General features: G+C 67.2%; 27 protein-coding genes and 1 pseudogene. 18 read left to right on the top strand and 10 right to left on the bottom strand.

Annotated features, from left to right (window positions below; all coding sequences use genetic code 11):
• Positions 1 to 112: 112 nt before the first annotated feature.
• On the top strand, positions 113 to 799 hold the full coding sequence (locus tag ABZ420_RS10975; protein ID WP_357120158.1) for an MBL fold metallo-hydrolase: 687 nt from the start codon (positions 113 to 115) through the stop codon (positions 797 to 799).
• Between the two features lie 136 nt (positions 800 to 935).
• On the top strand, positions 936 to 1,508 hold the full coding sequence (locus ABZ420_RS10980) for a GNAT family N-acetyltransferase (protein WP_357120519.1): 573 nt from the start codon (positions 936 to 938) through the stop codon (positions 1,506 to 1,508).
• A gap of 65 nt (positions 1,509 to 1,573) precedes the next feature.
• On the opposite strand, the gene ABZ420_RS10985 is transcribed toward ABZ420_RS10980, so the two are convergent.
• Positions 1,574 to 2,605, bottom strand: a complete 1,032-nt coding sequence (locus tag ABZ420_RS10985; protein ID WP_357120161.1) for a DUF2293 domain-containing protein — start codon at positions 2,603 to 2,605, stop codon at positions 1,574 to 1,576.
• A gap of 274 nt (positions 2,606 to 2,879) precedes the next feature.
• On the opposite strand from ABZ420_RS10985, the gene ABZ420_RS10990 reads away from it, so the two are divergent.
• From ABZ420_RS10990 to ABZ420_RS11005, 4 genes are all read left to right on the top strand, one after another.
• Positions 2,880 to 3,977: a YihY/virulence factor BrkB family protein gene (locus ABZ420_RS10990; protein WP_357120164.1), complete on the top strand. Its 1,098-nt coding sequence runs from the start codon at positions 2,880 to 2,882 to the stop codon at positions 3,975 to 3,977.
• A 380-nt stretch (positions 3,978 to 4,357) separates the two neighbouring features.
• Positions 4,358 to 5,476: an aminoglycoside phosphotransferase family protein gene (locus ABZ420_RS10995; protein ID WP_357120167.1), complete on the top strand. Its 1,119-nt coding sequence runs from the start codon at positions 4,358 to 4,360 to the stop codon at positions 5,474 to 5,476.
• Between the two features lie 231 nt (positions 5,477 to 5,707).
• Complete coding sequence (locus ABZ420_RS11000; protein ID WP_357120170.1) at positions 5,708 to 6,961, top strand: cytochrome P450; 1,254 nt, start codon at positions 5,708 to 5,710, stop codon at positions 6,959 to 6,961.
• A 510-nt stretch (positions 6,962 to 7,471) separates the two neighbouring features.
• Complete coding sequence (locus ABZ420_RS11005; protein ID WP_357120173.1) at positions 7,472 to 7,840, top strand: VOC family protein; 369 nt, start codon at positions 7,472 to 7,474, stop codon at positions 7,838 to 7,840.
• Positions 7,841 to 7,978: 138 nt separating this feature from the next.
• On the opposite strand, the gene ABZ420_RS11010 is transcribed toward ABZ420_RS11005, so the two are convergent.
• Entirely contained in the window at positions 7,979 to 8,170 is a 192-nt protein-coding gene (locus ABZ420_RS11010) for a DUF3072 domain-containing protein (protein ID WP_357120176.1), read from the bottom strand.
• A 61-nt stretch (positions 8,171 to 8,231) separates the two neighbouring features.
• Positions 8,232 to 9,545: a solute carrier family 23 protein gene (locus tag ABZ420_RS11015; protein WP_357120522.1), complete on the bottom strand. Its 1,314-nt coding sequence runs from the start codon at positions 9,543 to 9,545 to the stop codon at positions 8,232 to 8,234.
• Positions 9,546 to 10,126: 581 nt separating this feature from the next.
• Here ABZ420_RS11015 and ABZ420_RS11020 point away from each other — a divergent pair.
• The 4 genes and pseudogenes from ABZ420_RS11020 to ABZ420_RS11035 form a co-directional block, all read left to right on the top strand.
• A complete protein-coding gene (locus ABZ420_RS11020; RefSeq protein WP_084466474.1) occupies positions 10,127 to 10,294 on the top strand; it encodes a DUF4236 domain-containing protein in 168 nt (55 codons plus the stop codon).
• Between the two features lie 359 nt (positions 10,295 to 10,653).
• Positions 10,654 to 11,349, top strand: a complete 696-nt coding sequence (locus ABZ420_RS11025) for a HEAT repeat domain-containing protein (RefSeq protein ID WP_357120178.1) — start codon at positions 10,654 to 10,656, stop codon at positions 11,347 to 11,349.
• Positions 11,343 to 12,368 (top strand): MerR family transcriptional regulator, encoded by a 1,026-nt coding sequence (locus tag ABZ420_RS11030; protein ID WP_357120181.1) that lies wholly within the window; start codon positions 11,343 to 11,345, stop codon positions 12,366 to 12,368. Before ABZ420_RS11025 ends, ABZ420_RS11030 begins: the two co-directional genes overlap by 7 nt.
• Positions 12,369 to 12,550: 182 nt before the next feature.
• Positions 12,551 to 12,674 (top strand): annotated as a pseudogene (locus ABZ420_RS11035) (IMP dehydrogenase); the annotation flags it as partial.
• Positions 12,675 to 12,733: 59 nt separating this feature from the next.
• On the opposite strand, the gene ABZ420_RS11040 reads toward ABZ420_RS11035, so the two are convergent.
• Positions 12,734 to 13,672: an AraC family transcriptional regulator gene (locus tag ABZ420_RS11040; RefSeq protein ID WP_357120184.1), complete on the bottom strand. Its 939-nt coding sequence runs from the start codon at positions 13,670 to 13,672 to the stop codon at positions 12,734 to 12,736.
• 103 nt (positions 13,673 to 13,775) lie between these two features.
• On the opposite strand from ABZ420_RS11040, the gene ABZ420_RS11045 reads away from it, so the two are divergent.
• Positions 13,776 to 14,612 carry an NAD(P)H-binding protein gene (locus ABZ420_RS11045; protein ID WP_357120187.1) on the top strand — a complete coding sequence of 279 codons (837 nt, stop codon included), beginning with the start codon at positions 13,776 to 13,778 and terminating at the stop codon, positions 14,610 to 14,612.
• A 48-nt stretch (positions 14,613 to 14,660) separates the two neighbouring features.
• On the opposite strand, the gene ABZ420_RS11050 is transcribed toward ABZ420_RS11045, so the two are convergent.
• On the bottom strand, positions 14,661 to 15,536 hold the full coding sequence (locus ABZ420_RS11050) for a sterol desaturase family protein (RefSeq protein WP_357120190.1): 876 nt from the start codon (positions 15,534 to 15,536) through the stop codon (positions 14,661 to 14,663).
• Between the two features lie 77 nt (positions 15,537 to 15,613).
• On the opposite strand from ABZ420_RS11050, the gene ABZ420_RS11055 reads away from it, so the two are divergent.
• Entirely contained in the window at positions 15,614 to 16,237 is a 624-nt protein-coding gene (locus ABZ420_RS11055; RefSeq protein WP_357120193.1) for a helix-turn-helix domain-containing protein, read from the top strand.
• A gap of 522 nt (positions 16,238 to 16,759) precedes the next feature.
• Here ABZ420_RS11055 and ABZ420_RS11060 read toward each other — a convergent pair.
• Complete coding sequence (locus ABZ420_RS11060; protein ID WP_063048796.1) at positions 16,760 to 17,071, bottom strand: hypothetical protein; 312 nt, start codon at positions 17,069 to 17,071, stop codon at positions 16,760 to 16,762.
• A gap of 386 nt (positions 17,072 to 17,457) precedes the next feature.
• Here ABZ420_RS11060 and ABZ420_RS11065 point away from each other — a divergent pair, with 386 nt between their 5' ends.
• On the top strand, positions 17,458 to 18,117 hold the full coding sequence (locus ABZ420_RS11065; RefSeq protein ID WP_357120196.1) for a TetR family transcriptional regulator: 660 nt from the start codon (positions 17,458 to 17,460) through the stop codon (positions 18,115 to 18,117).
• An 11-nt stretch (positions 18,118 to 18,128) separates the two neighbouring features.
• A complete protein-coding gene (locus ABZ420_RS11070; protein WP_357120199.1) occupies positions 18,129 to 18,947 on the top strand; it encodes a mycofactocin-coupled SDR family oxidoreductase in 819 nt (272 codons plus the stop codon).
• Between the two features lie 43 nt (positions 18,948 to 18,990).
• On the opposite strand, the gene ABZ420_RS11075 is transcribed toward ABZ420_RS11070, so the two are convergent.
• On the bottom strand, positions 18,991 to 19,503 hold the full coding sequence (locus ABZ420_RS11075) for a DNA starvation/stationary phase protection protein (RefSeq protein ID WP_357120202.1): 513 nt from the start codon (positions 19,501 to 19,503) through the stop codon (positions 18,991 to 18,993).
• 490 nt (positions 19,504 to 19,993) lie between these two features.
• Between ABZ420_RS11075 and ABZ420_RS11080 the strand changes: the two genes are divergently transcribed.
• The gene (locus ABZ420_RS11080; RefSeq protein ID WP_357120525.1) at positions 19,994 to 20,653 is read left to right on the top strand and encodes a DUF6069 family protein; all 660 of its coding nucleotides are present in this window, start codon (positions 19,994 to 19,996) and stop codon (positions 20,651 to 20,653) included.
• Between the two features lie 133 nt (positions 20,654 to 20,786).
• Here ABZ420_RS11080 and ABZ420_RS11085 read toward each other — a convergent pair whose 3' ends face one another.
• The 3 genes from ABZ420_RS11085 to ABZ420_RS11095 form a co-directional block, all read right to left on the bottom strand.
• Positions 20,787 to 21,188: a hypothetical protein gene (locus ABZ420_RS11085; RefSeq protein WP_357120205.1), complete on the bottom strand. Its 402-nt coding sequence runs from the start codon at positions 21,186 to 21,188 to the stop codon at positions 20,787 to 20,789.
• 4 nt (positions 21,189 to 21,192) lie between these two features.
• Positions 21,193 to 21,846: a hypothetical protein gene (locus tag ABZ420_RS11090; RefSeq protein ID WP_357120208.1), complete on the bottom strand. Its 654-nt coding sequence runs from the start codon at positions 21,844 to 21,846 to the stop codon at positions 21,193 to 21,195.
• A gap of 92 nt (positions 21,847 to 21,938) precedes the next feature.
• Positions 21,939 to 22,181, bottom strand: coding sequence for a GntR family transcriptional regulator (locus ABZ420_RS11095; RefSeq protein WP_357120211.1), 243 nt, complete (start codon positions 22,179 to 22,181; stop codon positions 21,939 to 21,941).
• Positions 22,182 to 22,382: 201 nt separating this feature from the next.
• On the opposite strand from ABZ420_RS11095, the gene ABZ420_RS11100 reads away from it, so the two are divergent.
• Genes ABZ420_RS11100 through ABZ420_RS11110 form a run of 3 tightly spaced genes read left to right on the top strand, consistent with a single transcriptional unit; the run spans position 22,383 to position 24,048 of the window.
• A complete protein-coding gene (locus tag ABZ420_RS11100; protein WP_357120215.1) occupies positions 22,383 to 22,667 on the top strand; it encodes a hypothetical protein in 285 nt (94 codons plus the stop codon).
• Positions 22,667 to 23,215 carry a DUF6879 family protein gene (locus ABZ420_RS11105; RefSeq protein ID WP_357120218.1) on the top strand — a complete coding sequence of 183 codons (549 nt, stop codon included), beginning with the start codon at positions 22,667 to 22,669 and terminating at the stop codon, positions 23,213 to 23,215. Before ABZ420_RS11100 ends, ABZ420_RS11105 begins: the two co-directional genes overlap by 1 nt.
• Positions 23,216 to 23,220: 5 nt before the next feature.
• On the top strand, positions 23,221 to 24,048 hold the full coding sequence (locus tag ABZ420_RS11110) for a helix-turn-helix transcriptional regulator (RefSeq protein WP_245659807.1): 828 nt from the start codon (positions 23,221 to 23,223) through the stop codon (positions 24,046 to 24,048).
• Positions 24,049 to 24,073: the final 25 nt, after the last annotated feature.

The raw sequence follows: 24,073 nt of genomic DNA on the forward strand, positions 1-24,073 counted from the left end.
GCCGAAAGCCGCCGAGGACTACCGCGTAACAGATTGTCGATGCCGAGGTGTTGGCTTTCTGCCTGAGGCAGATCGAGCGGGTATCGGAGCTTGTCGCGGGTAGCTTCGCCATGTGGAAATCGTGCCTGTATCGCCCCAGCTTTCGGCGCTGCGGTTCGCCGAGGTGAACGACCTCAACGTCTATGTGTGGAACGACGGCGCCGAGGTGACGCTGATCGACTGCGCGCTGCCCGGCGCGGCCGAAGAGATCGGAAAAGGTCTCGATGCGCTGGGCTTCACCGCTGACCGGGTACGGCGCGTGATTCTCACCCACGCCCACGACGATCACATCGGGTCGGCGGCCGATCTCGCCGAGTGGGGAGCGGAGATCTGGGTCCATCACGCCGATGCCGATATCGTGCGGGGCGAACGTCCGCAACCGGCTCCGGTGCTGCGCGACTGGGAACGTCCGATCGCCGACGCCCTGGAACTGGGCCCGCCTCCGCGCCCGGCCCCCGTGCACCGCGAATTGCGCGATGGTGAAGTACTCGACTTCGGCGGCGGCGCGGAAGTATTGGCCGTCCCCGGCCACACGGAGGGCAGTGTGGCGTTGCATCTGCCGCGTCACCGTGTGCTGTTCACCGGCGACACACTGGCCAATGTCCGCGGTGTCACTATGCCGGGTGTGTTCAACCTGGACAGCGCCGCCGTCGAGGCGGCCGCCCACCGGCTGACCCAGTTGGACGTCGACGTCGTCTGTGTGGGCCACGGCGAGGTATTGACGGCAGCGGCCCTACAAGCGTGGCGGAGTCGGCGGTAGGCCTGTTGACGCGGCTCATCGGCCGGCATGCCGAACGGTGGAGCGGGCGGTTCCCGCTCCTCGGGCTGTAGGTAGCGAGGTCGTGTTCGCCGGACCGACCCCCTTCATGCCGCAGAATGGCCTCATGGTCCTTCCGATGCTCTCTGCTCCAGTGATCAGCGCCGATCGCCTGATACTGCGCAAAGCGCACGACGACGACCGCGAGGGACTCATCGAGTTACAAACCGACCCTCAGGTGCGGACATATCTCGGCGGCCCGCGGTCGCGCACTGCCGTCGAGCAGTACCTCGACGCGGTTGGCACTGCCAACGTGACAGCCGCTCCCGGCGCCTATGTCGTCGCAGACAAGACCACCGACCATCTCATCGGAACGCTGATGCTCCATCGTCGGTCCGCCGACCAGCCCGGACACATCACCGAGGATGCCGACGAACTCGAGCTGTCCTACGTTCTGCGGCACCGTGCCTGGGGTATGGGGCTGGCATTCGAAGCCACCGCAGCCGCACTGCGCGCCGCCGCCGACGAACTTCCTGACGAACCGGTTCTCGTCGTGACCCAGACTGCAAACCACCGTTCGCTGAAACTTGCCGCCCGGCTCGGTTTCCGCCCGGTCGGCACCTTCGAAGAGTTCGGCGCACAGCAGACTCTCGCAACAGCGGGGCTGCACACGTTCAAGTCCCGATCGAACAGGACAGGAAACATTCGATAGTCGGTGATCTCGGCGCGCCGCCGATCGCTGGATGCGGTGGCGTCAGGATGCGACGCGGCCGCGTCTCAGCCGCGCCAGGTTTCGAGCACGTGGTCGACGGTGGGGCGGATGCGGGCCCTGGCCTCCCTGCGCGGGATGCCGGTCATGAGGAGGTGGTCGTAGTCGGTGTCGCGGTGGCGGATGGAGGCTATGACGGCGAGGGTGAGCGCTTCGGGGGAGAGGAGTTTGGCTGCGGCGGTACGGCCTACCCGGCCGCTGCCGCGGGCGGCGGCGTGTTCGGCGATCTCGGCGGCACGATCGGTGGGACAGCCGGGGAACAGCCGTTGGATTTCGTCGGACATGCGGGCGCAGTATTCGACGTCCTGGGCGGCGCGGCGGACGCGGTCGCGCTCGCGGCGGCGGGCGCGGGCATCGTCGTCGGCCAGGCATTGCTGTTCGGCGCGGGTCAGGGCGGCCTCCTCGACGAGGATGCCGAGCCGTTCGTAGCGCTTACGTCGCTGGTTCAAGCGCACCACGACGGCCGCGAGGGCGCTCTCCTTCTTAGCGCGTCGGCTCAGCGCCGCGTTCCCGGCGGGCAGGAACTCCAGATGGTCGAGGTCCGAACACGTCAGGCACAGCGGTCCGGCGGCGGAGGTGATCAGATACGGGCCGGTCTCGGCGCACTCGGTGCAGGTCCACGCCTCAGCGGCCTCGATCACCGTCAGATCCGGGGCCCGGTTCTGGCGTTGGACGACTTGTTCGCGCTGTGCCGGGGTGAGCTTTCCCGACAGCCAGTGCACCCGGAACACCTCGTCTTCACCGGTGTCGACGAACCGCAGCGCCTCGCGATCGCGCCCCCCCGACAGATACGCCGCTGTACTCGCGGTGAGGTCGCGCTCACGGGCCCATTCGCCCAGCAGTTGCGCCGCATCGTGCATCCGCCGCCCGTCCACCGCCGTGACCTGCTCCAACGACGGCACCTGCCCCTGCCGCCAGCGATCGACATGGCTGGATCGCACCCACCCCAGAACGGTGAACACATCGACCGCCGACACGTATTTGCGCTGGGCCAGAGCCGCTTCCGCAGCCTCGGCCACGCGCCGCCGCAGCTTGGACACGGGTTCGAACCCTAGCGCACGCGGCGGGTGAGCTCGGCGCTCGCCCGGTGTGGAATCGCGATGGTGCGGGAGGGACAGGTTTCCCCCTCGTGGTCGGCGTTGCGCCACAGTGCTGCGTCCGACGGGACGACCCTTGGATCTCAATGACCAGGTCGCCGGAGGTGACGGGCCCGGTGTTTCAGAACCGCTGCTTCGGGCACCACTCGTTCAGCGCGGAAGTGCTGGCACCTTCCCGCGCGTGACCGAGAGATGCGTTTGAGCGAGGCGAACCGACATGGCTACAGATCGCGGCAGACCGAACCGGCACGAGGACGAGGCTGTCGACTCGTCGAGTACGCGAAACCGCGTCGAGGCACGAGGCCGCGCGACCGATACCGGAGCCCGGCCGGACCTCGACCCGAACGAGCCGAGCAGCCCGGCCGAACTGTCGAAACCATCGTTGCTCGCGGTGGTCAAACGCGCAGGCAGGGAGTTCCAGCGTGACAACTTGACCGACCTGGCAGCCGCGCTCACCTACTACGCGGTGTTGTCGATCGTGCCAGGCCTCATCGTGCTGGTTTCGCTGCTCGGGCTGCTCGGGCCGAATGCCGCCGAGGAACTCATGAACCAGGCGCAGCAGATCGCGCCGGGATCGAGCGCCGAATTCGTGCACACGCTCATCACCCAAGCCCAGGCCAACAAGCAGGGCGCCGGCCTCGGAGCGATATTCGGTCTCGCCATCGCGCTGTGGTCGGCGTCGGGCTACGTCGCGGCGTTCATGCGTGCCTCGAACGTCGTCTACGGCATCGGGGAGGGGCGCCCGATCTGGAAGACCGCGCCCATCCGGCTCGGCGTCACCCTCATCGCGGTGATCCTCCTGGTGATCAGCACCGCCATCGTGGTGGCGAGCGGGCCGGTGGCCCACCAGATCGGCGATTTCCTCGGACTCGGGGACACCGCGGTGACGCTCTGGAACATCGCCAAATGGCCGGTGCTGTTCGTGCTCCTGTCGGTGCTGCTCGCCATCCTGTTCTGGGCCAGCCCGAACGCCAGGCAAGGCGGGGTGAAATGGATCAGCCCCGGCGGTGTCATCGCAGTCCTCATCTGGCTGATCGTCTCGTTGTTGTTCGCGGTCTACATCGCCAACTTCTCCTCCTACGACAAGACCTACGGGTCGATGGCGGGTGTCGTGATCTTCCTCGTGTGGTTGTGGCTGACCAACATCGCGCTGTTGCTGGGAGCCGAGATCAACGCCGAACTCGACCACGGCAAAGCCATCGCCCAGGGATTGCCGGAGGACATGCAGCCTTTCGCCGAACCGCGCGACACCCGTAAGCTCGACGAGGCGGAGAAGGACGCGGCGCAGGCCGCGAGGTCCGCTCGGCGCGAGTGATACGCGGTCGTCTCAGGTGACGCGTACGGCCCGTCGCGGTTGCCACATCTGATCGAATCGCGCGAACTCGACGGCGGGGGCTGCGGCGGCGGCTTCTCGAGGTCGCCCGTGCCGGGTTCGGCTGCCCGACGGCTCCTCATCCCACGGGTGAGAAGCCCGGTGGGGTTCGTGCCCATGTCAGCCCGGAGCCGTTCTCGCCGAGGGGGTTCGGCAATCGCATCGTCGGAAGGGCTTTTCGAGAGGATGGGTTACTGTCCTGCGGGCCCGTGCGCCAGGCATCCAGTCGCCCGGGCGGTCGAGTCGTATCCCGGAATCGAGGCAAGCGAATGAACCACAAGCTCTGGCTGCTCGGACGGTCTGTCACAGTCGGTGCTCATATCATGGGCGAGAGGATTTTCCGGCCGAAGGCCCGGGACATCGACGACGTCCCGGTGTCCGGCGAAACGGTGACACCGCAGTGGCTGACGGCCGTCCTGTGCCGCGATGTCCCCGGGGCCGAGGTGCTCTCGTTCGAAACCTCCAACGGCAGCCGCGGAACGTCCACTCGCGTAGCGATACGCGTGGAGTACAACGACGCGGGCAAACAGGCGAATTTGCCGACCGATCTCTTCGCGAAGACGACAACAGCCTTCTCACAGCGGATTCTGCTCGGCGGCGGGAAGATGATCGACGGTGAAACCCGTTTCTTCAGGGACTTTCGGCCGCAGGTCGATATCGAGGCTCCGTTCGGCTACTGGGGCGCCGCCGACGCCGGGTCGTGGCGTTCGATCGCTCTGATGGAAGACATCGCCTCGACCCGTGGTGCGCGGTTCATCGAGCCGAACGCCCCGATCGCCCGCGACCAGATCGAAGATCTGGTACGCAATCTCGCGCGGCTGCACCGCGCCTTCTGGATCCACCCTTCGATCACGGACCTCAAAACCACGACCGAAGCCCTCCAGGCATATCTCGCCGCCATCGACATGAAGAAGCGTTGCGAGGTCGGACTGCGGCGGGCCGAGGAAGTGGTGCCCGAGGCGCTGCACGGGCAAGCGGATCGGCTGTGGGCCGGTGTCGAGCGAGCGATCGACAAGGCGACGAACGAGCTGCCCCCGACCCTGCTGCACGGTGACCCGCACATCGGCCAGACCTACCGAACCGATTCCGGGCGAATGGGATTCGTCGACTGGCAGGTGGTAATGCGGGGCGGCTGGGCGCACGACTTCGCCTACACCGTCAACTCGGGATGCGAGCCCGAGGATCGCCGGGCCTGGGACCGCGAACTGCTGGCGGCCTACCTCGACGAACTCGGCCCCCTCGACGGCCGGGCCCCGGCCTTCGACGACGCGTGGCTGGCCTACCGGCAACAATCCATGTTCGCGTACGCGGCGTGGGCGTTCACGATCGGCAGGGCGGTGTACCAGCCCGAGATGCAACCGGTGGAGACGTGCCTGACGCTGCTGAAGCGAATCACCACGGCCATCGACGATCACGATTCGCTGGATGCGCTCGGAGTCTGATAGAACTCTGTTCCGCTGCCCATCGCTGTGTAGCGGCCGGACGGAAGTCCGGCCGCATCGGACCGAAAAACATTCTGGTCAGCACGTTCTCGTGCGCTGACGAGGCTGATGCGTGCGCGCGATACCATCGACCGATTCCGGCGTAGCCCCGGCGACCCGCTCCTCGCTCGAGCGGTGAGCGGGTGTATCAGCAATCGTGCAGTGCATACCGACAGTTTGGGAGTTTGCTTCTTGAGTACGCCGCAGTCCGAGGTTCCAGCGCCGTCGTGCCCGGTTGTGCACGGCTCGCCGATCGATTCGGACGACACACGGGTGCCCCTGTATTCGCCCGAGTTCGCGGCCGAGCCGCACCGCGCCTACCGCGAAATGCGCCGGCAGTACGGGTCTCTGGCGCCGGTGGAGTTGGCGCCCGGCGTACCCGCCACCTTGGTGATCGGCTACGGCACCGCGGTGCGAATCCTCAACGATCCCGAGCATTTCCCCGCCGACCCACGCGCTTGGCAGAAGAACATCCCGGCCGACTGCCCCATTCTCCCGCTCCTGGAGTGGCGGCCCATGGCCAGTCGCAGCACCGGGTCGGACTTCACCCGCTACCGAGGGGCGATCACCGCGAGCATCGATGAGGTGGATCTGTACGCCCTCCACGCCGTCGTCGAGGGACTGGCCGTTCCGCTGATCAACTCCTTCTGCCAGGACGGCAATGCCGACCTGATCCGCCAATATGTGTTCCCACTCGTATTCGAGGTCGTGAACTATCTGCTGGGCTGCCCGCCAGATATCGGCGGGCAGGTCGCCGCCGGTACCGCTGCCCTCCTCGAGGGCGTCGACGCCGAGAAGGGCAATCAGATGCTCGGGGAGGCGCTGATGAAACTGGTGGCACTCAAACGCGCCGAACCGCAACGCGACATCACCTCGGTCCTGCTCCAGCATTCCGCCCGGCTGGACGACGTGGAGGCGTCGCACCATGTGTCCCAGGTTTACGGAACCGGGATCGAATTCGAGCTGAATCTGATCACCAACACCCTGCTGCTGATCCTCACCGACGAGCGCTTCGGCGACAGCTTCCTCGGCGGCAACCTGTCGTCTCGCGATGCCCTCGACGAGGTCTTGTTCAACGACCCGCCCCTGGCGAACCTGCTGATCACCTATCCCCGCCACCCGATCCTCATCGACGGCGTCTGGCTGCCCGCGCACCAGCCCGTCGTCATCAGCATGGCCGCGTGCAACAACGATCCCGCGATCCGTACCGGCGACCTGACCGGCAATCGCTCCCACCTGGCCTGGGGTCTCGGCCCGCACGCCTGCCCGGCGCGATCCTTGGCCTATCTGATCGCGCAAGAGGCGATCGACCAACTTCTCGACGCGCTGCCGGAGATCGAACTGAATCTGCCGGACCGGACACCGAACTGGCGACCGGGTCCCTTCCACCGGGCACTGACCGAATTGCCGGTCACCTTCCCGCCCACCGCTCCGCTGAACATCTGACAACCGGACACCACTACGGTTGTGCCGACCGAGTTCTCCGGGGGGCGAGGCCGCGGCGGGCGGGGTAGTCGTCGGGTGCCGGTGACGGTGTGGCACTGCACAGGCGAAGCCTGTTCGGGCCGTTGCCGGGCCCCGCAGGGAAGATTCATGTCTATACGTAGATATGCGCATCTAAATATATATGAGCTGCGCGGGCCCCCAGCCGTGAGGGATCTTCGCGTCGAAGGTCGGCCGTAGACCCGGTGGCTCGGGCTACGATGTCTGGACTACCAGCGGTGTGTACGTGATGATCGACAGCCGTGACGACGTCGAGGTGGCGAACCCTGAGCCGAGCCAGGTGATCGTCCTGCGTCCGCCCTCCCGGGCCATAGCGGGCCGCATCGAGACGTCGGTAACCGGCGGAACTCGCCGATTACGAGGGAGGTGTGTTCGCCACCCCGATTGATTCCGAGGGTGACTACGTTCGATTCGATGAGCAGCACCGGGCTGCGATGACCGAGAGGGCGAGTGATGCTTACCGACAGCAGCGCGTTCAGTGGATTCTCGGTGGACGACATCGAGGCGGCGAAGCGGTTCTACGCCGAGACGCTCGGGATACGAGTATCCGAGGAGAACGGGATGCTCCGGCTACACCTCGGCGGCGGGGGCGCGGTCCTGGTGTACCCGAAGCCGGACCATACGCCCGCGACCTTCACCGTATTGAACTTCCCCGTCCCCGATATCGAAGCGGCCGTCGATGAACTCACGCGCCGCGACGTGCGCTTCGAACGGTACGAATTCGCCGAGCAGGACGAGAAAGGCATTCACCGCGGAGGCGGTCCGTTGATCGCCTGGTTCACCGACCCCGCGGGCAACGTCCTGTCCGTCCTACAGCAGTAGCGTTCCGGACCACAGGCGCATCCATCCCGCCGGGGACCCGACGCGCTTCGCCGGCGCCAAGGGCAAGCCGGCCGCCCGAAGTCCTGTCCACCATCGGAGGACTCGGCAAGATCACCTCGGGCGGCATGGCCCGGCCGGTCAGGCGCCGCGGCCGGTGTGCTGCTGCAACTCGTCGATGAGCTGCGACGCCTCGGCCTTGGTCAGGCCCTCGGGCACCTGCTCACCCGCTTCCTGGGCCAGGGTGCGCAGGTAGGAGTCTTGCGGTCCGGTCATCGGTTCGTCGCCGGTGGTCCACTGGTCCGGATCCTTTTCCGGTTTCGGTTGTACCATCGTCGCTCCTCACGCTCGACAGAACATGTGTTCGACTCCTGTCTACCCGGGTCGTGGAGGTTCAATCACCGGATGAACCGCCGCCGGGGCGGCGGTCCGTCGGTTCCGCCGGCTTGGTCTCGTCGTGCGCGTGGTGGGGTTCAACGGTTCCGCGCCATCGCCCGATCAGCCGCATCGCGTGGTGGATCACCAGCGCGGCGAGGGCCCCGAGGGCGATGCCGCCGAAGTCGAGATCGCCTACTTTCCATGTGAAGTCGGCGATGCCGATGACCAGCGGTATGGCCGCGGTGAACTGGTTGATCGGTGTACCGAAGTCCACCCGGTTGCTCACCCAGATGTGCACGCCGAGGATCCCCACCAGGCCGTAGAGCGCGGTCGTGACACCACCGAGCACCCCGGCCGGGATGGCTGCGATCACCGCTCCTACCTTCGGTGAGAGGCTGAGCGCTATGGCGGCGGCGCCTGCCACCCAGTACGCGGCGGTCGAGTACACCTTCGTCGCTGCCATCACGCCGATGTTCTCTGCGTATGTGGTGGTCGCCGAGCCGCCGCCACTGCCGGCGAGGACCGTCGCCAGGCCGTCGGCCGCCAGCGCGCGGCCCATGCGCCGGTCGTAGTCGATTCCGGTCATCGTGGTGATCGACTTGACGTGCCCGATGTTCTCCACCACGAGTACCAGCACCACCGGCAGGAACATCGGAATCACCGAGAGGTGGAAGCCGGGCGCGTGGAAGTCGGGCAGCCCCACCCATGCGGCGCTCCTGATTGCCGCCGTGTCGACCTCGCCGCGCGCGAGTGCGAGTAGATAGCCGAGCACGACACTGGCGACGATGGCCAGCCTGCCGAGCAATCCGCGGAAGAGTACGAGACACGAGATCAGCAGGATGAGCACGACCGTGGCCGTGATGGCGTCCTTCTCGAAGTTCGTTTCGGCGGTCGGCGCCAGGTTCAGCCCGATGAGGGCGACGATGGTGCCGGTGACCACCGGCGGCATCAGCGCCTCGATCCAGTGGGTGCCTGCGAAGTGCACCACCACGCCGATGACGATCAGCAGGGCACCTACCACGACGATCCCGCCGAGGGCCGCACCCATGCCGTCGGAGGCGGTGGCCGCGAGGACCGGTGCGATGATCGCGAAACTCGAACCGAGATAGCTCGGCAGCCGGTTGCGGGTGATCACCAGGAACAGCAGGGTGCCGACCCCGGAGAAGAGCAACGTCGCCGACGGCGGGAACCCGGTGAGGACCGGCACGAGGAAGGTGGCGCCGAACATCGCCACCACATGCTGCAACCCGATCCCGATCGTGCGCGGCCAGGTCAATCGCTCGCCCGGGGCGATCACACCGCCGGTGCCGACCTCGGTCCACCGGAACATCGGTCCTGTTCGCGTCTCGGGCGTCGTCATGGGAGCAGTGTGCGGCATTCTCGGTCGTCGCGCCGTGTTCGCTCACCGGACCTGCGGGCGCGGTTGCCGTCGGCGCGCCGCGCGGTGGGTGGTGCGGAGGGCCGGTCCACTATGGTCGTCCGGGTTCGGGCTGTGCGGGCGCCGGGTGCCATGACGCGGTAGGTGCCGCGGTAGCGGTGACAAGGAGTGGTAGGCGAGTTCGGCCATCGGGCCGCTCCTGCCTGATCTGCGCGTCGCGACCGAAATTCACAGCATTGCCACGTGCGGGTGGCATCCGGATCGGTCACCGATTCCATTGCCGCGCAGTAGATGCGCTTGCCCAGGTTCTCCGCCGTCAGGCATTCCGCTACACACTCGGTGGAGGCATGCCAATTGACTCGTGAAGACCCGTGTCATCCCACCTCCACCACGGAGAACCATTGGCCGTCAACATTATCCAGGCTGCGCGGCTACCCGACCGGCTCGTTCGTCGTTGTTTGGTCTCTTCTGACCAGGGAAAGTAATGGGAGATAACCGGTTCCGTAGCCGGGGTCGAGTCAGGGAGGTCGCTAATGCCCATCAAGTACCGTCAGCGTAGATCCTTCGGGCCGCTGAAACTCAATTTCACCCAATCGGGTCTGTCCTCGTGGAGTATCAAGATCGGCCCGTGGTCGTGGAACTCCCGCAGCAAGAAGAACAGTGTCGACCTGCCGGGTCCGCTTAGCTGGCGCCAGCGCTGAGGGGATCGCGAAAGCCGTTGACGGCTCACCGGTTCGAACCGGCCGAAGCCGCACCGAGACGAGACGCCTGCGCGCAACCATGTCGGGCCGCCGGTCGCGCGGCCGTGCACGGTCGGCGGCGTGAAACTCCGGCCTCGGCGCCGCGCCTGATCGCCGTTGGCGACATCTCCCAGCGGGGAGGTTGTCTCTGGACGCGAGCCGCGAGCGCGCTGCCGAGCGCCGCGGCCTCGCCCCCTGGCGGGGGCGTAGTGCCCCTTCCGCGGCCGGGGTTCGCGCCGGCCCGACCGGTTCCCGCTGAGCTGCTGATCGCCCCGCGCATCCCGCGCTTGACCTTGACACTGTGACATGGTCTTCACTGGGTGCAGGAGGTGGTCCCCATCAACTCGGCACACAGGAATTCACACGACACGCGGCTGCTCGAAGCATTGTCCGCCGGAGACTCGTCGACGCGGCTCCAGGCGGCGCTGGCGGTCGGCACGCACCCCGACGACGGCTTGGTCGACGCGCTCGTGGCGCGGTGCGCGATCGAGCCCGACTTCTTCGTGCGCGACATGCTCACCTGGGCGTTGACGCGCTTCCCGTCGGAGATCACGGTGCCCAGACTCCGTGCGGAGCTGCGGTCCGAGCGCTCCCAGGCCCGAAGCCAGGCGTTGCATACGCTGTCGAAGATCGGGGACCGGGATGCGTGGCCCGCGATCACCCGGTCGTTGCTGCACGACGCCGACGACGAGGTCGCGCGAAGTGCGTGGCGTGCCGCCGTCGTCCTCGTGCCCGCCGGGGAGGAGGAAGGCCTGATCGCGGAACTGGTCGCACAACTCGGTCGCGGTGACCGGAATGTGCAACGGAGCCTCAGCCGGGCACTCGTCGCGCTCGGGGACGTGATCGAGCCCGCCCTGCGGGCCGCGCGGACGAGTGCGGACCCGGCGGTGCGTGCGCATGCGCGCGCCACCCAGCAGCTCCTGGACGACCCGGATGCCGGTTTCGACCCGGCCGTCGACGAGGCGAAACGGATCGTCGCGCTCGGCCCGGAACGGGTCGAGGGAACAGCGTGCTGATCGGCGAGGTGGCGCGCCGTTCCGGAGTGAGTACCCGGATGCTCAGGCACTACGACTCCCTCGGGCTGGTGCGGCCGACCGGCCGCACTGTGGGGGGCTACCGCGAGTACTCCGCCGAGGACATCCGCCGGATCTTCCATGTGGAAAGTCTGCGGTCCCTCGGATTGTCGCTGCGGCAGATCGGATCCGCCTTGGAGGATCCCGCCTTCACGCCGTCCGCGCTGGTCGGCGACCTCATCCGACGGACCGAGGAGCGATTGCGGCGCGAGCAGGAGCTGCTCGAGCGACTGCGTGCCGTCGACGCCTCGGCGCCCACCGGCTGGCAGGGCGTCCTGCGCATCGTCGAGCTCCTGCACGGCCTCCACTCGCCCAGCGCTGCGCGCCGCCAGCAAACCGTCCTGGCCCCGCCCGAGGACGTGCCGGTTCCCCTCGAGTTGCTGGCTGAGGCGGTGCTCGCCGAATCCGATCCGAACGTCGCCGGGGCTCTGCGGTGGGCATTGGCGCGGGCGGGCGCTGACGGTGTGGCGAGCGTGGCATCCGGCGTGTACTCCGAGAACGTCGACATCCGGCGGCGCGCGGTGCGGGCGATCGCCGAGATACCCGGTGACGAGGCGACCTCGCTGCTCGCGGATGCCCTCGGGGACACCGACGCGACAGTGCGCAGGCACGCGGCTCTGGCATCCGGTACACGTGGCGTGACCGCAGCCGTGCCCGCGCTGGTCGGCATGGTGGTCGAGGGTGCGAACGACGTCGAGGCGGCCGAGGTGCTCGGCGCACTGGCACTGGATCCGGAGTGCGCGGACCGGATCATGAGCGCGCTGACCGATGAACTCGCCGCGCCCACGGCGGACTCCGCTGTTCGGATACGCCTGACTCAGGCACTCGCCGAGATGCCGGGGACCATCGCGCTGGGCATCCTGCGGCGAACGGCCCAGGACCATGATCGGGCGGTCGCCATGATCGCCTCGGCCCTCGCCGGAGTGCTCGAGAAGCGGGCCACGACCGGACCTGAGGCGTAGCCGATTGCCGACCGCTCGCTGTTGCCCTCCACCACAGCACCGTGGCGCAGACCCACGGACGGCACATCGGTGTGGCTGTCCTGGGTACACCTCTCGACAGAGACTCCCGCAAGTGCGTGCACGGGGGTTGACCGGGCATCGCCGGGGGGTGATCCGGAAGCGACGGTGAGGAGAAACTGATCATGCGTGGAGTCGTTATGCATGCTCCCCGGGGATTTGCGGGTCGAGGAGCGGGAGGATCCGAGGATCGTCGAACCGGCCGATGCGGTCATCCGCGTCACCGCGACCTGTATCTGCGGTTCGGACCCGGACCAGCGCCGCGCCACCAAGGTTCTGCTGACGCTGTGACTTCCACGCTCCTGGCATCAGGCAAGGGTCCGGGCCGGGACGCTCGGTAGATCGATCATCGCCGAGCGGCGGTATGTCCCCGGCGCCACGCCGTAAGCGCGCTTGAACGCCTTGGCGAAGGCGAATTCGGAGCTGTAGCCGACCTGCGCGGCCACATTCCTGAGCGGGGCGTCGGATTCGCGGAGCATGCGGCCTGCGCTGGTCATCCGCCACCAGGTCAGATACGACACCGGAGGTTCGCCCACCAGTGCGGTGAACCGCTGGGCGAACACCGAACGGGACAGTCCGTTTCGCGCCGCCAGTTGTTCCACTGTCCAGGGGGTGGCCGGGTGGGAGTGCATATCGCGCAACGCCTGGCCGACCGCCCGGTCGGCGAGCGCCCGCGCCCATCCCGGCGCATCGGTGCGCTGGTCGGCCCAGGTGCGCAGGATGTAGAGCAGCATCGCGTCGACCAGCGGGGGAACGATGCCATCCCGGCCGGGCCGATCCTGGTCGAATTCGGTCGCCAGCAGGCCGACGAGATGACCGAGCTCCGCGTTCCCGGCGGGTAGGTGCAGGAACACGGGCAATTCCTTCATCAGCGGATGCGGCCGCGTTCGATCGAGTTGGTATGCGCCACAGAGCAGGATCGACTGCGCTCCCGGGCCGTCCACGCGGACATGACCGATCGGCGAATCCGGTTCCGAGCGCTCGGGAGCGAAGTCGATCAGCGGCGTGTGCGGGCTGTCCGCGAGAGCGTGCGAGCTCCCTGTGCGGAGGAAAACCACATCGCCCGGGCTCAGCGCGAGGGGCGGGGTTCCGTCGGCCAGCAGCCAGCACGTGCCGCTGAGCACGACGTGGAAGGTCGTGCCGGTGACGGCCGAAAAGCGCAGGCCCCACGGCGCTCGTACGTCGGTGCGGGCCGCGCGGGTTCGGCCCGTTCGCATCGCGGCAAGCGCGTCGGAGAGAACGTCCACAGGTTCGGGACTATAGGACATGTATTCCGGATTTTCAGGCATTCATCATCCGGGCGATGATCCGTAGATTTCCTCCGGTACAACCGATCCGAGGAGAAATACGATGACTGTTCTGGTGCTCGGCGCGACCGGCAAGACCGGTGGGCCCGTGGTGGACGCGCTGGTAGCCCGCGGCGTCCACGTGCGCGCGGCAAGCCGCACTCCCGCCGCGGCCACCACCGGGGTCGAACCGGTGCGTTTCGACTGGGCCGACCGTTCCACCTGGGCTCCCGCGCTGCACGGCATCGACGGCGTGTACGTCGTCGGCCCGTATGCCATGCCCGGCGAACCCGGTCTCGTCGGCGAGCTGCTGGCCGCCGCCGCGCACATGCGCAAAGTAGTGCTGCTGTCGGTGCTGGGCGTCGACGAGTTGCCCGACGCGATTCCGATGGCCGCTTGGGAGGCGGACGTGCGCGCTTCGGGCAAGGAGTGGATCATTCTGCGGCCGAACTGGTTCCAGCAGAACTTCGGCGAGGGCTTCGCGGCGCCCCTGCGCGAGAACGGCGAACTCGCGCTTCCGGCCGCCGATGCCGTCGTCGGCTTCGTCGACACCCGTGACATCGCGGAAGTGGCCGCCGCCGCGCTCACCGAGGACGGACATTCGGGAGAAGTTCACATCCTCACCGGACCTGAGGTCCTGACCCTCCGGCAGGTCACCGAGACCTTGGGTGAAGCCGCGGGCCGGGAACTGCGCTACCGGGCCATCACCGCCGACCGGTTCGCCGACGGCCTGCGCGAAGCCGGTCTGGACGAACGCTCGATCATCTGGCAACTGGCCCTGTTCCGGGTGATCCGCGACGGCGGCAACGCCGTGGTGACCGATACGGTCGAACGGATCACCGGCCACCCCGCACGGGATCTGAAGTCCTACGCCCGCGAGAACGCCGCCACATGGAGGTGATCACGCCCGGTATCGACCGACGGTGACCCCTGTGGTCGGACGTGAAATTCAATCCAGGCCGGCCCGGGTGGCGGTCTGTGTCGCCCCCGCACCGGGCTCCCAGCCGGGAGGCCCGAAGGTGTAGCCGAGCCAGTCGCGTACGCGCCGCGTGGAGCGGAGGTCACGCCACAGCGCACCGAATTGGTAGTACTGGAGTGTGAGGATATCGGTGCTTTCGATGTTCTTGGTGAGTCCGTAGGTCGGACGGAACGTTTCGGCGCGGAAGCTGCCGAACAAGCGGTCCCAGAGGATGAGGATTCCGCCGTAGTTCTTGTCGAGGTATTCCGGATCGCTGGCGTGGTGCACGCGGTGGTGGGAGGGAGTGTTGAACACGAACTCGAACCACCGCGGCAGTTTCCCGATGGTCTCGGTGTGCACCCAGAACTGGTAGACGAGGTTGAACGACCAGGCCGTGAACACCATCCACGGCGGTACGCCCAGCAGGGGCAGCGGCGTCCAGAAAAGCAGTTCGAACCAAGGATTCCACTTCTGCCGCAGTGCTGTCGCGTAGTTGAAGTACCGGCTGTTGTGGTGCACCTGATGCGCGGCCCAAACCAGCCGGACGCGGTGGGAGACCCGGTGGTAGAGATACCAGAGCAGGTCCACGCCGACCAGGACCGCGACCCATGCCAGCGGATTGCGCGGATCGAGCTGCCACGGTGCGCGCACATACAGCGCCGCGTAAGCGATCAATGCGGCGAATTTCGCCGCGCCACTGATGAATACGGACACCGCCCCCATGATCAGGCTGGTACGGGCATCAACCTTCGCGTAGCCGGCCAGGTCGTCGTGCCCGCGCAGGGCGGCGATCTCGAGCGCCATGGCCAGGACGAAGAAGGGGATGGCGTAGGTCACCGGTTGATTGATCTGTTGCCACAGGGACATGGCCTGGTTCCTCCCACACCCTTGATATGACCTTACGGTCACTTCCGTTGAAGTGACCGTAAGGTAAGTTCGAGGCCATGTCAACGGCCGCGGGTCTGGGAACCAAGGGCATGCCCTCCGATGATCGACGCCAAGAGATTCTGGCGGTCGCCTTGCGGGAGTTCGCCGAGCACGGCTTCGCGGGAGTGTCGATGGTCTCCATCGCGGCGCGCGCGGGTATCTCCAAAGCGCTGGTGTATCAGCACTTCGTCTCGAAGGAGCAGCTGTACGCCGAATGCCTGACCATCGTGGCGGAGCCGCTGCTCGAACGCCTGGATCTCGAAATGGGCGGCGAGGCCGAGTTTTTCGCCGTACCGGCGAACGCGCTGCGCGGCATCTTCGACACTCTCGGCCCCGACCGCACCGCCTGGCGCATCATTCACGACCCCACCGCCCCCGATGCCGGTGGCGCGGGAAAGTTGGCCCACGCCTACCGGGAACGGATCGCGAACCACGCGGCCTCGGGAGTACGCCGATTCCTGCACGAACTCGGCGACACCGACGAGAAGGACATCGACGCGCTCGCCCGGATCTGGACAGCCGCGGTGGACGCGATCATGGCTTGGGCCCGGGAGCATCCGGAGGAGTCGGCCGAGGGGCTCACCCGCCGGTTCGGCCGGCTCATCGACACGGTGTTCTCTATCGGCTCCAGCCGGGGGTGATCACAGGCGGGTCTGTCGCATCCTGAGAACGACGGTCTTCAGCGCGTGGTCATGGTCACCGAGAATTTGCGCCGCAGGGCCGCATCGTGTGCCGGTCGCGGATTATGTGTCGGGGTCTTCATCTCGGTCGCTGTGGGGACCTGGGCCCGCCAGGTTGCCGGACGCCTCGGATCGGCCCTCGAGAATGCTCTTTTCTCTCGCATCCGAGGTTTCGTGCGAGTTTGCCTCGTCGGCGGTGTCGCGGGGTTGATTCATGGGTGGTTCTCCTGAGGGGTTGGATCGTCGCTGTCGCGACCATCGCCTACCCCTTGATATGCAGGACAAACCGAGGGAAGTCATCCAGCGGCGATCTCGAAGTGCCGGCGGCCGATCGATATCGCTCGCGCCGCCGGGCTGGTGCCGGGGCCTCCGGAGTCGGAGCCGGTCGATCACCCGCCACCGGAGACCTCGCGCGTCAGAAAGTCTGCCCGCGAACCCTGTTCATACGCGTGACCGCACTTCTGAACGGGAGCCGGGCGCGGTTCACTGGGGCCCTGCGACGCACGGACTCGGAAGCGCGGACATCGTGGCCAGGTCGCAGATTCCACTGGTCAATATCTGCAAAGGGGCGGCGACCATGAGCACGAGAATTCCGATGATGTCGCCGCGCTCGAGGTAGTACAAGCCCGTGCGCGCCGCCGCCGATCCGGAGTCCGCCGCCGACGAGCCGGTTCCGGCCGCGACGGTGGTCACCGGGGCGGAGCTGATCGGTTCGGCCGTCGCACCGGCCGCGGTGACGACGAGAGTCGCCGCGGCGGCCGAGGCGGCGGCGAGCCGAAGGGGGGTACGCATCATCGCGCTCCTCTGTTCGTGAATCTGTGTTCACATACTAGCGTGCTTCCGTGCCGTCCTGTACGCGAAATCGCAAAGCTACCGGCTCCGGAGGCGCAGGGCGCAGCTCACGGCGACGAGTAGAAGACTGGCGATAAGCAGCGCCTATGGCGAGTTCACCGCATGTCGAAACTGTCATGCGCTAGGAGTGGAAGAATCCACGGCGTCATCGCATCGCCGACGTGGCGACGCCTCCTATGCTGCGTGAATATTCGGTCACATAGTGCCGGGTCGTTCCCGAAAACTGGTTACCCGTCGAGTCGGTGCGGTCGCCGGTCGGCGGGCGCGTCGGTGGCCTCGACAAATTACGCCACCTGACTTAATCTCGCGGTGACGAAGAGCGGAGACAGATGGCACGGCACAGCGACGCGGCCCGGCGGGCTCTGATGGACGCGGCCGAGGAGTTGTACGGCCGCTATGGCATCGACCAGGTCTCCAGTCGGCGGATCGCCGAGCACGCAGGCAATGCCAACCACTCCGCGGTCGCCTACCACTTCGGCGATCGGGACGGACTGATCGGCGCCATGCTGGACCGCTACACCGAGCAGTCCGAGCCGATGCGGGCCGGCATGCTGGCCGCGCTCGGACCGGAGCCCACCCTGGTGGAACTACTGCGCTGCCTGATCGTCCCCGCCGTCCGCAGCCTAGCCGACCGGCCCGCACCGTCGTGGCGGGCGCGGTTCGTCAACCAGGTGCGCACCACACCGTCGGCGGCGGCGCTGCTGGAGCGGCCGATCGGCGGGCGCGCGGCCACCGACACGATCATGGCGGCGACCCGGGAACGGTTGCGGTCCATCGACCAGCGAGTGCTGGACGGGCGCGGCTGGATTCTCACCCGGATGGTGTTCGAGGTCTGTGCCGCCTACGAAGCGGAGGTCGCGGCGGGGGAGCGGGAGCCCGACTGGGCGGCACTGGGCTGTTTCCTCACCGACGCGGCGGCCGGGATGCTCGCCGCGCCGGTCACCGTCTCCGGCGGGTTCGCCCCGGACCCGTCGTTTCTTCGCATCTGAGAGGATCCGTCATGGCAGGACGTGTAGCAGGCAAGGTCGCGCTGATCACCGGCGCGGCGCGCGGTCAGGGCCGGGCGCACGCGGTGCGGCTGGCCCAGGAGGGCGCCGACATCATCGCGATCGACCTGGCCGGGCCACTGCCCGGCGTACCCTACGACTCGCCCACCCCCGACGACCTGGACGAGACCGTGCGGCAGGTCGAGGAGGCCGGCGGACGGATCGTCGCCACCATCGCCGACGTGCGCGATATCGACGCCTTGCGCTCGGCCACCGACGCCGCGGTCGCCGAACTGGGCAGACTCGACATCGTGATCGCCAATGCGGGCATCTGTATCCCGGCCGCATGGGACGAAATCACCCCCCGGGCGTTCCGGGACACCATCGACACCAACGTGATCGGAGTTTGGAACACGGTCATGGTCGCCGCCCCGCACGTGATCGCGGGCGGCTGCGGCGGCTCGATCGTGCTCACCAGCTCCTACGCCGGGGTGAAGATGCAGCCGTTCATGGTGCACTACACCGCCAGCAAGCACGCGGTGACCGGGATGGCGCGGGCTTTCGCCGCCGAACTCGGCAAGTACGAGATCCGGGTCAACAGCATCCATCCCGGCGGGGTGAACACGCCCATGGGTTCGGGTGACATGCAGTCCGCGCTCGCCGCGGCGGGGGAGACCAACCCGCTGCTCAACGGGATGGGCACCCCGTTCCTGCCGCGCTGGGCCGCGACCGCGGAGGAGATCGCCGACACGGTGCTCTTCCTGGTCGGCGACGAATCGAAGTACATCACCGCGGTGCCGCTGTCCATCGACGGCGGCGCCGCGCACTTCTGAGGCGGACCCGCCGCGTGCGAGCATCGCGCGGCGGGGCGGGCGGTCAGATGCCGCGGTTCTCCGACTTGATCATCCACGCCAGCTTCTCCAGCGAGGCGATGACCTGATGTAGCAGATCGCTGGTGCTGGGGTCCTCGGCGTCCACGGCGTCGTGCACGTCGCGGAGGGTGTCGATCGCCGCGTAGGTCCGCGTCGTGATCAAATCGACGACGTCGGTGGTGTTCACCTCTTGGGCGGGAAAGGGCGGCAGGCTCGTCGTCGCGGCGACGGTGTCGGAACGCCCGTCGGGGACGGCGTCGAGGGCTCGCATCCGCTCGGCGATGGTGTCGCTGCTCTCGCGGGCCGCGTCGACGAGTTCGTCGAGCTGTAGGTGCAGGTCGCGGAAGTTGGTCCCGACGACGTTCCAGTGCGCCTGCTTGCCTTGCAGGTGCAGTTCGATGAGATCGACGAGCACGCGCTGTAGGCCTGCGGCCAGCCGGGGGGAAGCGGTGAAATTCCGGACATCGTCGGCGAGGCGGCGATTGGTCCGCTGCTCGGTCCGAGGTGCGGCAGTCATGGGTTGTACTCCTTTCGAAATCCTTCAGCAGAACCAACCGCCGCTTTATTGGAATCATTCCAGAATGCACTGTTGGGTGGGTCACTGCGTTACGGATCGGCGACCACCGCCCGCTCGCGATCATCTGCCGGAGGTCACGGCGCGAGCGAGTCCACGAGGTCGCCGAACCATCCGGCGGCCGAGGCAAGCGGGACTTCGGCCCGTGACGGCTGCGGCGGCCACGCCGATGGTCGTGCTGTCTTCCGAGGCGTAGCGGTTTTCGCTGGTCAACCGCTATCCAGTGATCAGCGGCAACGGCCGGCCCGGGCGCGCCGGACTCGAGCGGGTGTAAGCCCGTTGTGAGACGGCGGGTTTCGTCCGAGCGCGGCCGACTTCCGCGGCCGGCTCACGGGCCGAGCGGAGTTGGGTAGGGGGCAGCGGCGTGTCCGGTCCGGCCCTACACTCGACGCACACACACGCTTTCGACGGAGGTGATCGGCGGTTGAATCCCATGGATCCGCGCGACCAGCACACCGCACGTTACGAAGCCGGCTATCAGCCGGGAAATTACCGTGATCCCGGATACGGCCAAGATCACGGATACGGCCAAGATCACGGGTACAGCCAAAGCCCTGGACAGGGCCGGGATCCCGGATACGGCCAGGGGGCGGGCTATGGCCGGGAGGCCGACTACAGCGCGTATCAGCAGCCCGATCATCAGGACCAGCAGCGATCCCGGCCGCAGCAGGGGCCGGAGGTCAACATCGGCATGTTCACCGGCGGTGTGATCGCGGCGGCGGTGGTGACCGCGCTGGCGGCCTGGCTGTGCGCCTGGATCATCGAAATCATCGCGACCAGGGTGAGCGAGAGCGGCAATCTCGGGGTGTGGAACCCGATGGCCCAGGACGCGTACTGGTTCGCGGTGGTGGCCTTCATCTGCGCGCTGCTGGGCGGGGTCCTCTGGTATCTGCTTCGCCTGGGCACTCCGTCACCGGAACTGTTCTTCAGCTGGATCGTGGGAATCCTCACCGCCGCGGCGGTGATCATTCCACTGGCCCTGTCCAGTGACCTGTGGGTGGGTATCTCGACGGGGATCGAGCATTTGGTGATCGGCCTGCCCATCTTCAGCCTGGTGCGCATGGTGGGCGCGAAGAGCATCGTGTACCCGTGACGAACGAACCGGCAGCGTAGGCACAACCACGACGTTCCGCTGTTCTCGACAGGCATCGATGCGGTCGACGGGCCGACCAGTAGGCCGCCACCGCACCGCTTCCGAGCCGCCAGGGTCGGTCGGCCAGGCCTGATCAGAGGGGGTCCGGCTCGTGCGATCCGTAGACAGGTGGTTCGAATGCCGTGGTCTGCGGATCGGCCTGGGGCGCGGTGCTGCGACGGCTCCAGCATCCGGCAAGGAAGGCCACGGCGGTGATGATCGCGACGTGCACCGCCATCAGGACGAGGAACGGCAGGAAGAATCCCTCGTCGGTGACCGCGCCACGGTCGGTGACGCAGTAGAGGGTGTAGTCGACCGAGGTGCCCTCGGAGTCGTGGTAGGTGTCGGACACCACTACGGGTTCGCGGTAGGGGTCCGAACAGAACAGTGGCGCGGTGAGTTCCGCTTCGCCGGGCCAGATCGCCACGGGTATCACGACGCTGAACGTGCCGACGCCGACACCGGTCGACAAGGCGGTGATGAGCGGTCTCGCCATGGCCTTACATCTGCCGGATTCGGAGGAACGCGCCGGTGCGGTCGAACTCGGCGACCATGTCCGTCCGCGGGGAGGTGACGTTCGCGACGATCCGTATCTCCCGGCCGAAGCGGCTGACGATGATCACGGTGACCTGGCCGTCGGTGAGTGCGCTGCGAACCAGAGCGGTATCGACGATGTCCTCGATCCGCCCGAGTCCCGGCACCTCGCCGATCGCGAAGTTCTCACCGTCGATGTCGTCGATGGCCGAAACCCGCACGGGTTGCGGCGCACTGAGCGCACCGAGGGTGAACGAGTAGTCGTCGAGTCGGCGGGATCCGTCCGGATCGCGCACCCGCAGTCGAACGGTCGCTTGCCGTGCGGTGGGATCCGGTTGAGCGGAGAGGAATCGAGTCACCTGGTTCGGCTGATCTGCCAGCACCATGCGGAACCGGGTGGAATTCGGCGCGGTCAGCAGGATGACATTCGCCTGGAAATCTGCGATTCCCAGGCACTCTCGCACCGCGGTGATCGCCGAATCCGCCAGCCCGTGCACCAATCCGCCGCCCCGCGCCCGCAAATCCTGTTCGAAGTCGCCGCGGTCGACCGCGCCGATACATCCGCCGGCGCTCAGCACGACCAAACACAGCGCGGCCCTCAGCCACCTCCGACGGCCCATACCGGAATGCTAAACGTCCACTGATCATACGCGACGTCGATCCGGCCAACCGCGCCCTATCGGCGATCCGAGCGAAGACGCACCGCCCTGGGTCACAAGGTGAATCGGCGTCCCTTCGCTGCCCATTCGCCGCGTCCGCGTTGCGTGATGGTCCAGCGACCGCGGTGGCGGCAGTCCATGATCAAACCGCGCGACTGCAGCCGCAGCAATGCGCTGCGTACCGACCATGCGGTCAGTCGCGCCTGCTGAGCCAGTTGCTCGACGGTGAGCAATCCGCCTGGCGCCAGCACACCCAGTACCGCGAAATCGGCGGCAGTCCTGGGTCGTCTCATCATGTCGGAGCCCTTTCCCTCGGGGGAGAAAGGCAGCCCGGGATCGACGTGGCCACAGTGGCCCCGAGTTGCCGAATCGACGGTAGAAGCCACACCGAACCGCCGCCACGACTTTGCGCGACTTTGCGAAGTGCGTTGACCCACAGAGCCTCCGGTAGGGACGATTGCACGACATCGTCCGCCAGCTCTCGCAAAGGATCAGCTATGAACCTGCGACTTCTCGGATCCGGATCCGATCATGGAGCTTGTCCCGCCGTGTACGCCACCGACACCGGCGTGCTCGTGGTGCAGGGCGACGCCACCGACCGCACCGGGACGGTCCTGGTGCCGCACCAGCTGCTGGACTGGCTGGAGCCGGGGATGCGGCTACGGGTGGAGGCGAGCGGAACCTGTGGGTCGGTGCTGGTGGCCGGGGAACCGGTCACCGATCCCGAGTTGCTCGCCCAGCTGACTCTCGAATGTCACGAAACCGCCGTGGTGGTGCGCTGATGCTGCACGTCGTCGGCGACCGCTGTTACGAGCCGCTGTTCCGGGCGGCTCGGTTCCGCGCGTTCCATCTGGAGGTTCGGGATCAGTACCTGATGGACGACGAGCAGGAGGCGTTGCGCCGCTTCGATGCCGGAGTAGCGTACGAGCGAGACGAACAGCCCGAGTCGTGGAAAGCCTGGGATGCTCTGATGGTCGAGTCAGCCGGTCGCGGGGTCGCGCTCGAACGACTACGCGTCGTGACGGTGCCGCACACGGACTACACCCGGTGGCTGTTGTCGGCGACCGACGACAACATCGCCACCGGCGAGGCGGTGCGCTGGCTGCCGCGGCATCTGGTCGATACCGCCGATCTGCCCTACGACGATTACTGGCTGTTCGACACGAACACGGTCGCCTTCAACACCTTCGCCGAGGACGGGGCGTTCACGGGGTTGTCGATCACTAACGACCCGGCGCTGGTCGCCCGCTACTCACGTGTGCGGGAGCGGCTGTGGCCCAAGGGGATCGACCATCAACGATATTGCGAGAGTGAGCACGTAGGCGAGTGAACGGTGTGTCGGACGCACGCGAGGTGCTGGGCGCGCGCCTGCGTGAACTACGTCGCGCCGCCCACCTCACCGGCTTGGAACTGGCCGCGAGGTGCGGCTGGCATTCGAGCAAGGTCTCCCGGATCGAGGGCGGCAAGCAGACGCCTTCGGAGGCCGACCTCGCCGCGTGGTGCGAGGCGTGCGGCAATACGGCGGTGCTGGACGATCTGGTGGCCAACGCACGCAATCTGCAGTCGATGTACCTGGAGTGGCAGCGCACCGTCGCCTCCGGACACGCGCGCAGGCAACGGCAGTCGATCGACCTGGAGGCGCAGACCACGCAGATCCGCTGGTATGCGCCGGATACGTTGCCGGGACTGCTGCAAACCGAGGGCTACGCGCGAGCGATCCTGACCGCCTGCATCGCCGTCACCGGCGGACGCGACGACCTGGAGGACGCGGTGGCCGCGCGCATGGCCCGCAAGCAAGTGCTCTTCCGGGCCAAGCACCGGTTCCACTTCGTGGTCAACCAGGCCGCGCTGTGGCGCACGGTCGGCGACGCCGCCACCATGACCGAGCAACTCACCCACCTGCTCGCGGTGATGGCCAATCCGAGGGTCCGGCTGGGCATCATCCCGATCTGCGCCGACTACCGCGCCCCCGCGACGAACTTCGTCATCTACGACCGGGCGCAGGTACTCACCGAGACGGTGTCGGCCGAACTGACCATCACCCGGCCGTCCGAGATCGCCCTGCACGAGCGAACCTTCGCGATCCTCGCCGACCAAGCCGAGTACGGCGATCGCGCCCGGGCCTTGATCGCGAAGGCCTTGGAACGCCGGCGCGGCTCCTGAGCGCACCGAAGCGGAAACGGCGATG

The sequence above is a fragment of the Nocardia sp. NPDC005745 genome, assembly GCF_040630775.1.
Classification (GTDB): Bacteria; Actinomycetota; Actinomycetes; order Mycobacteriales; family Mycobacteriaceae; genus Nocardia.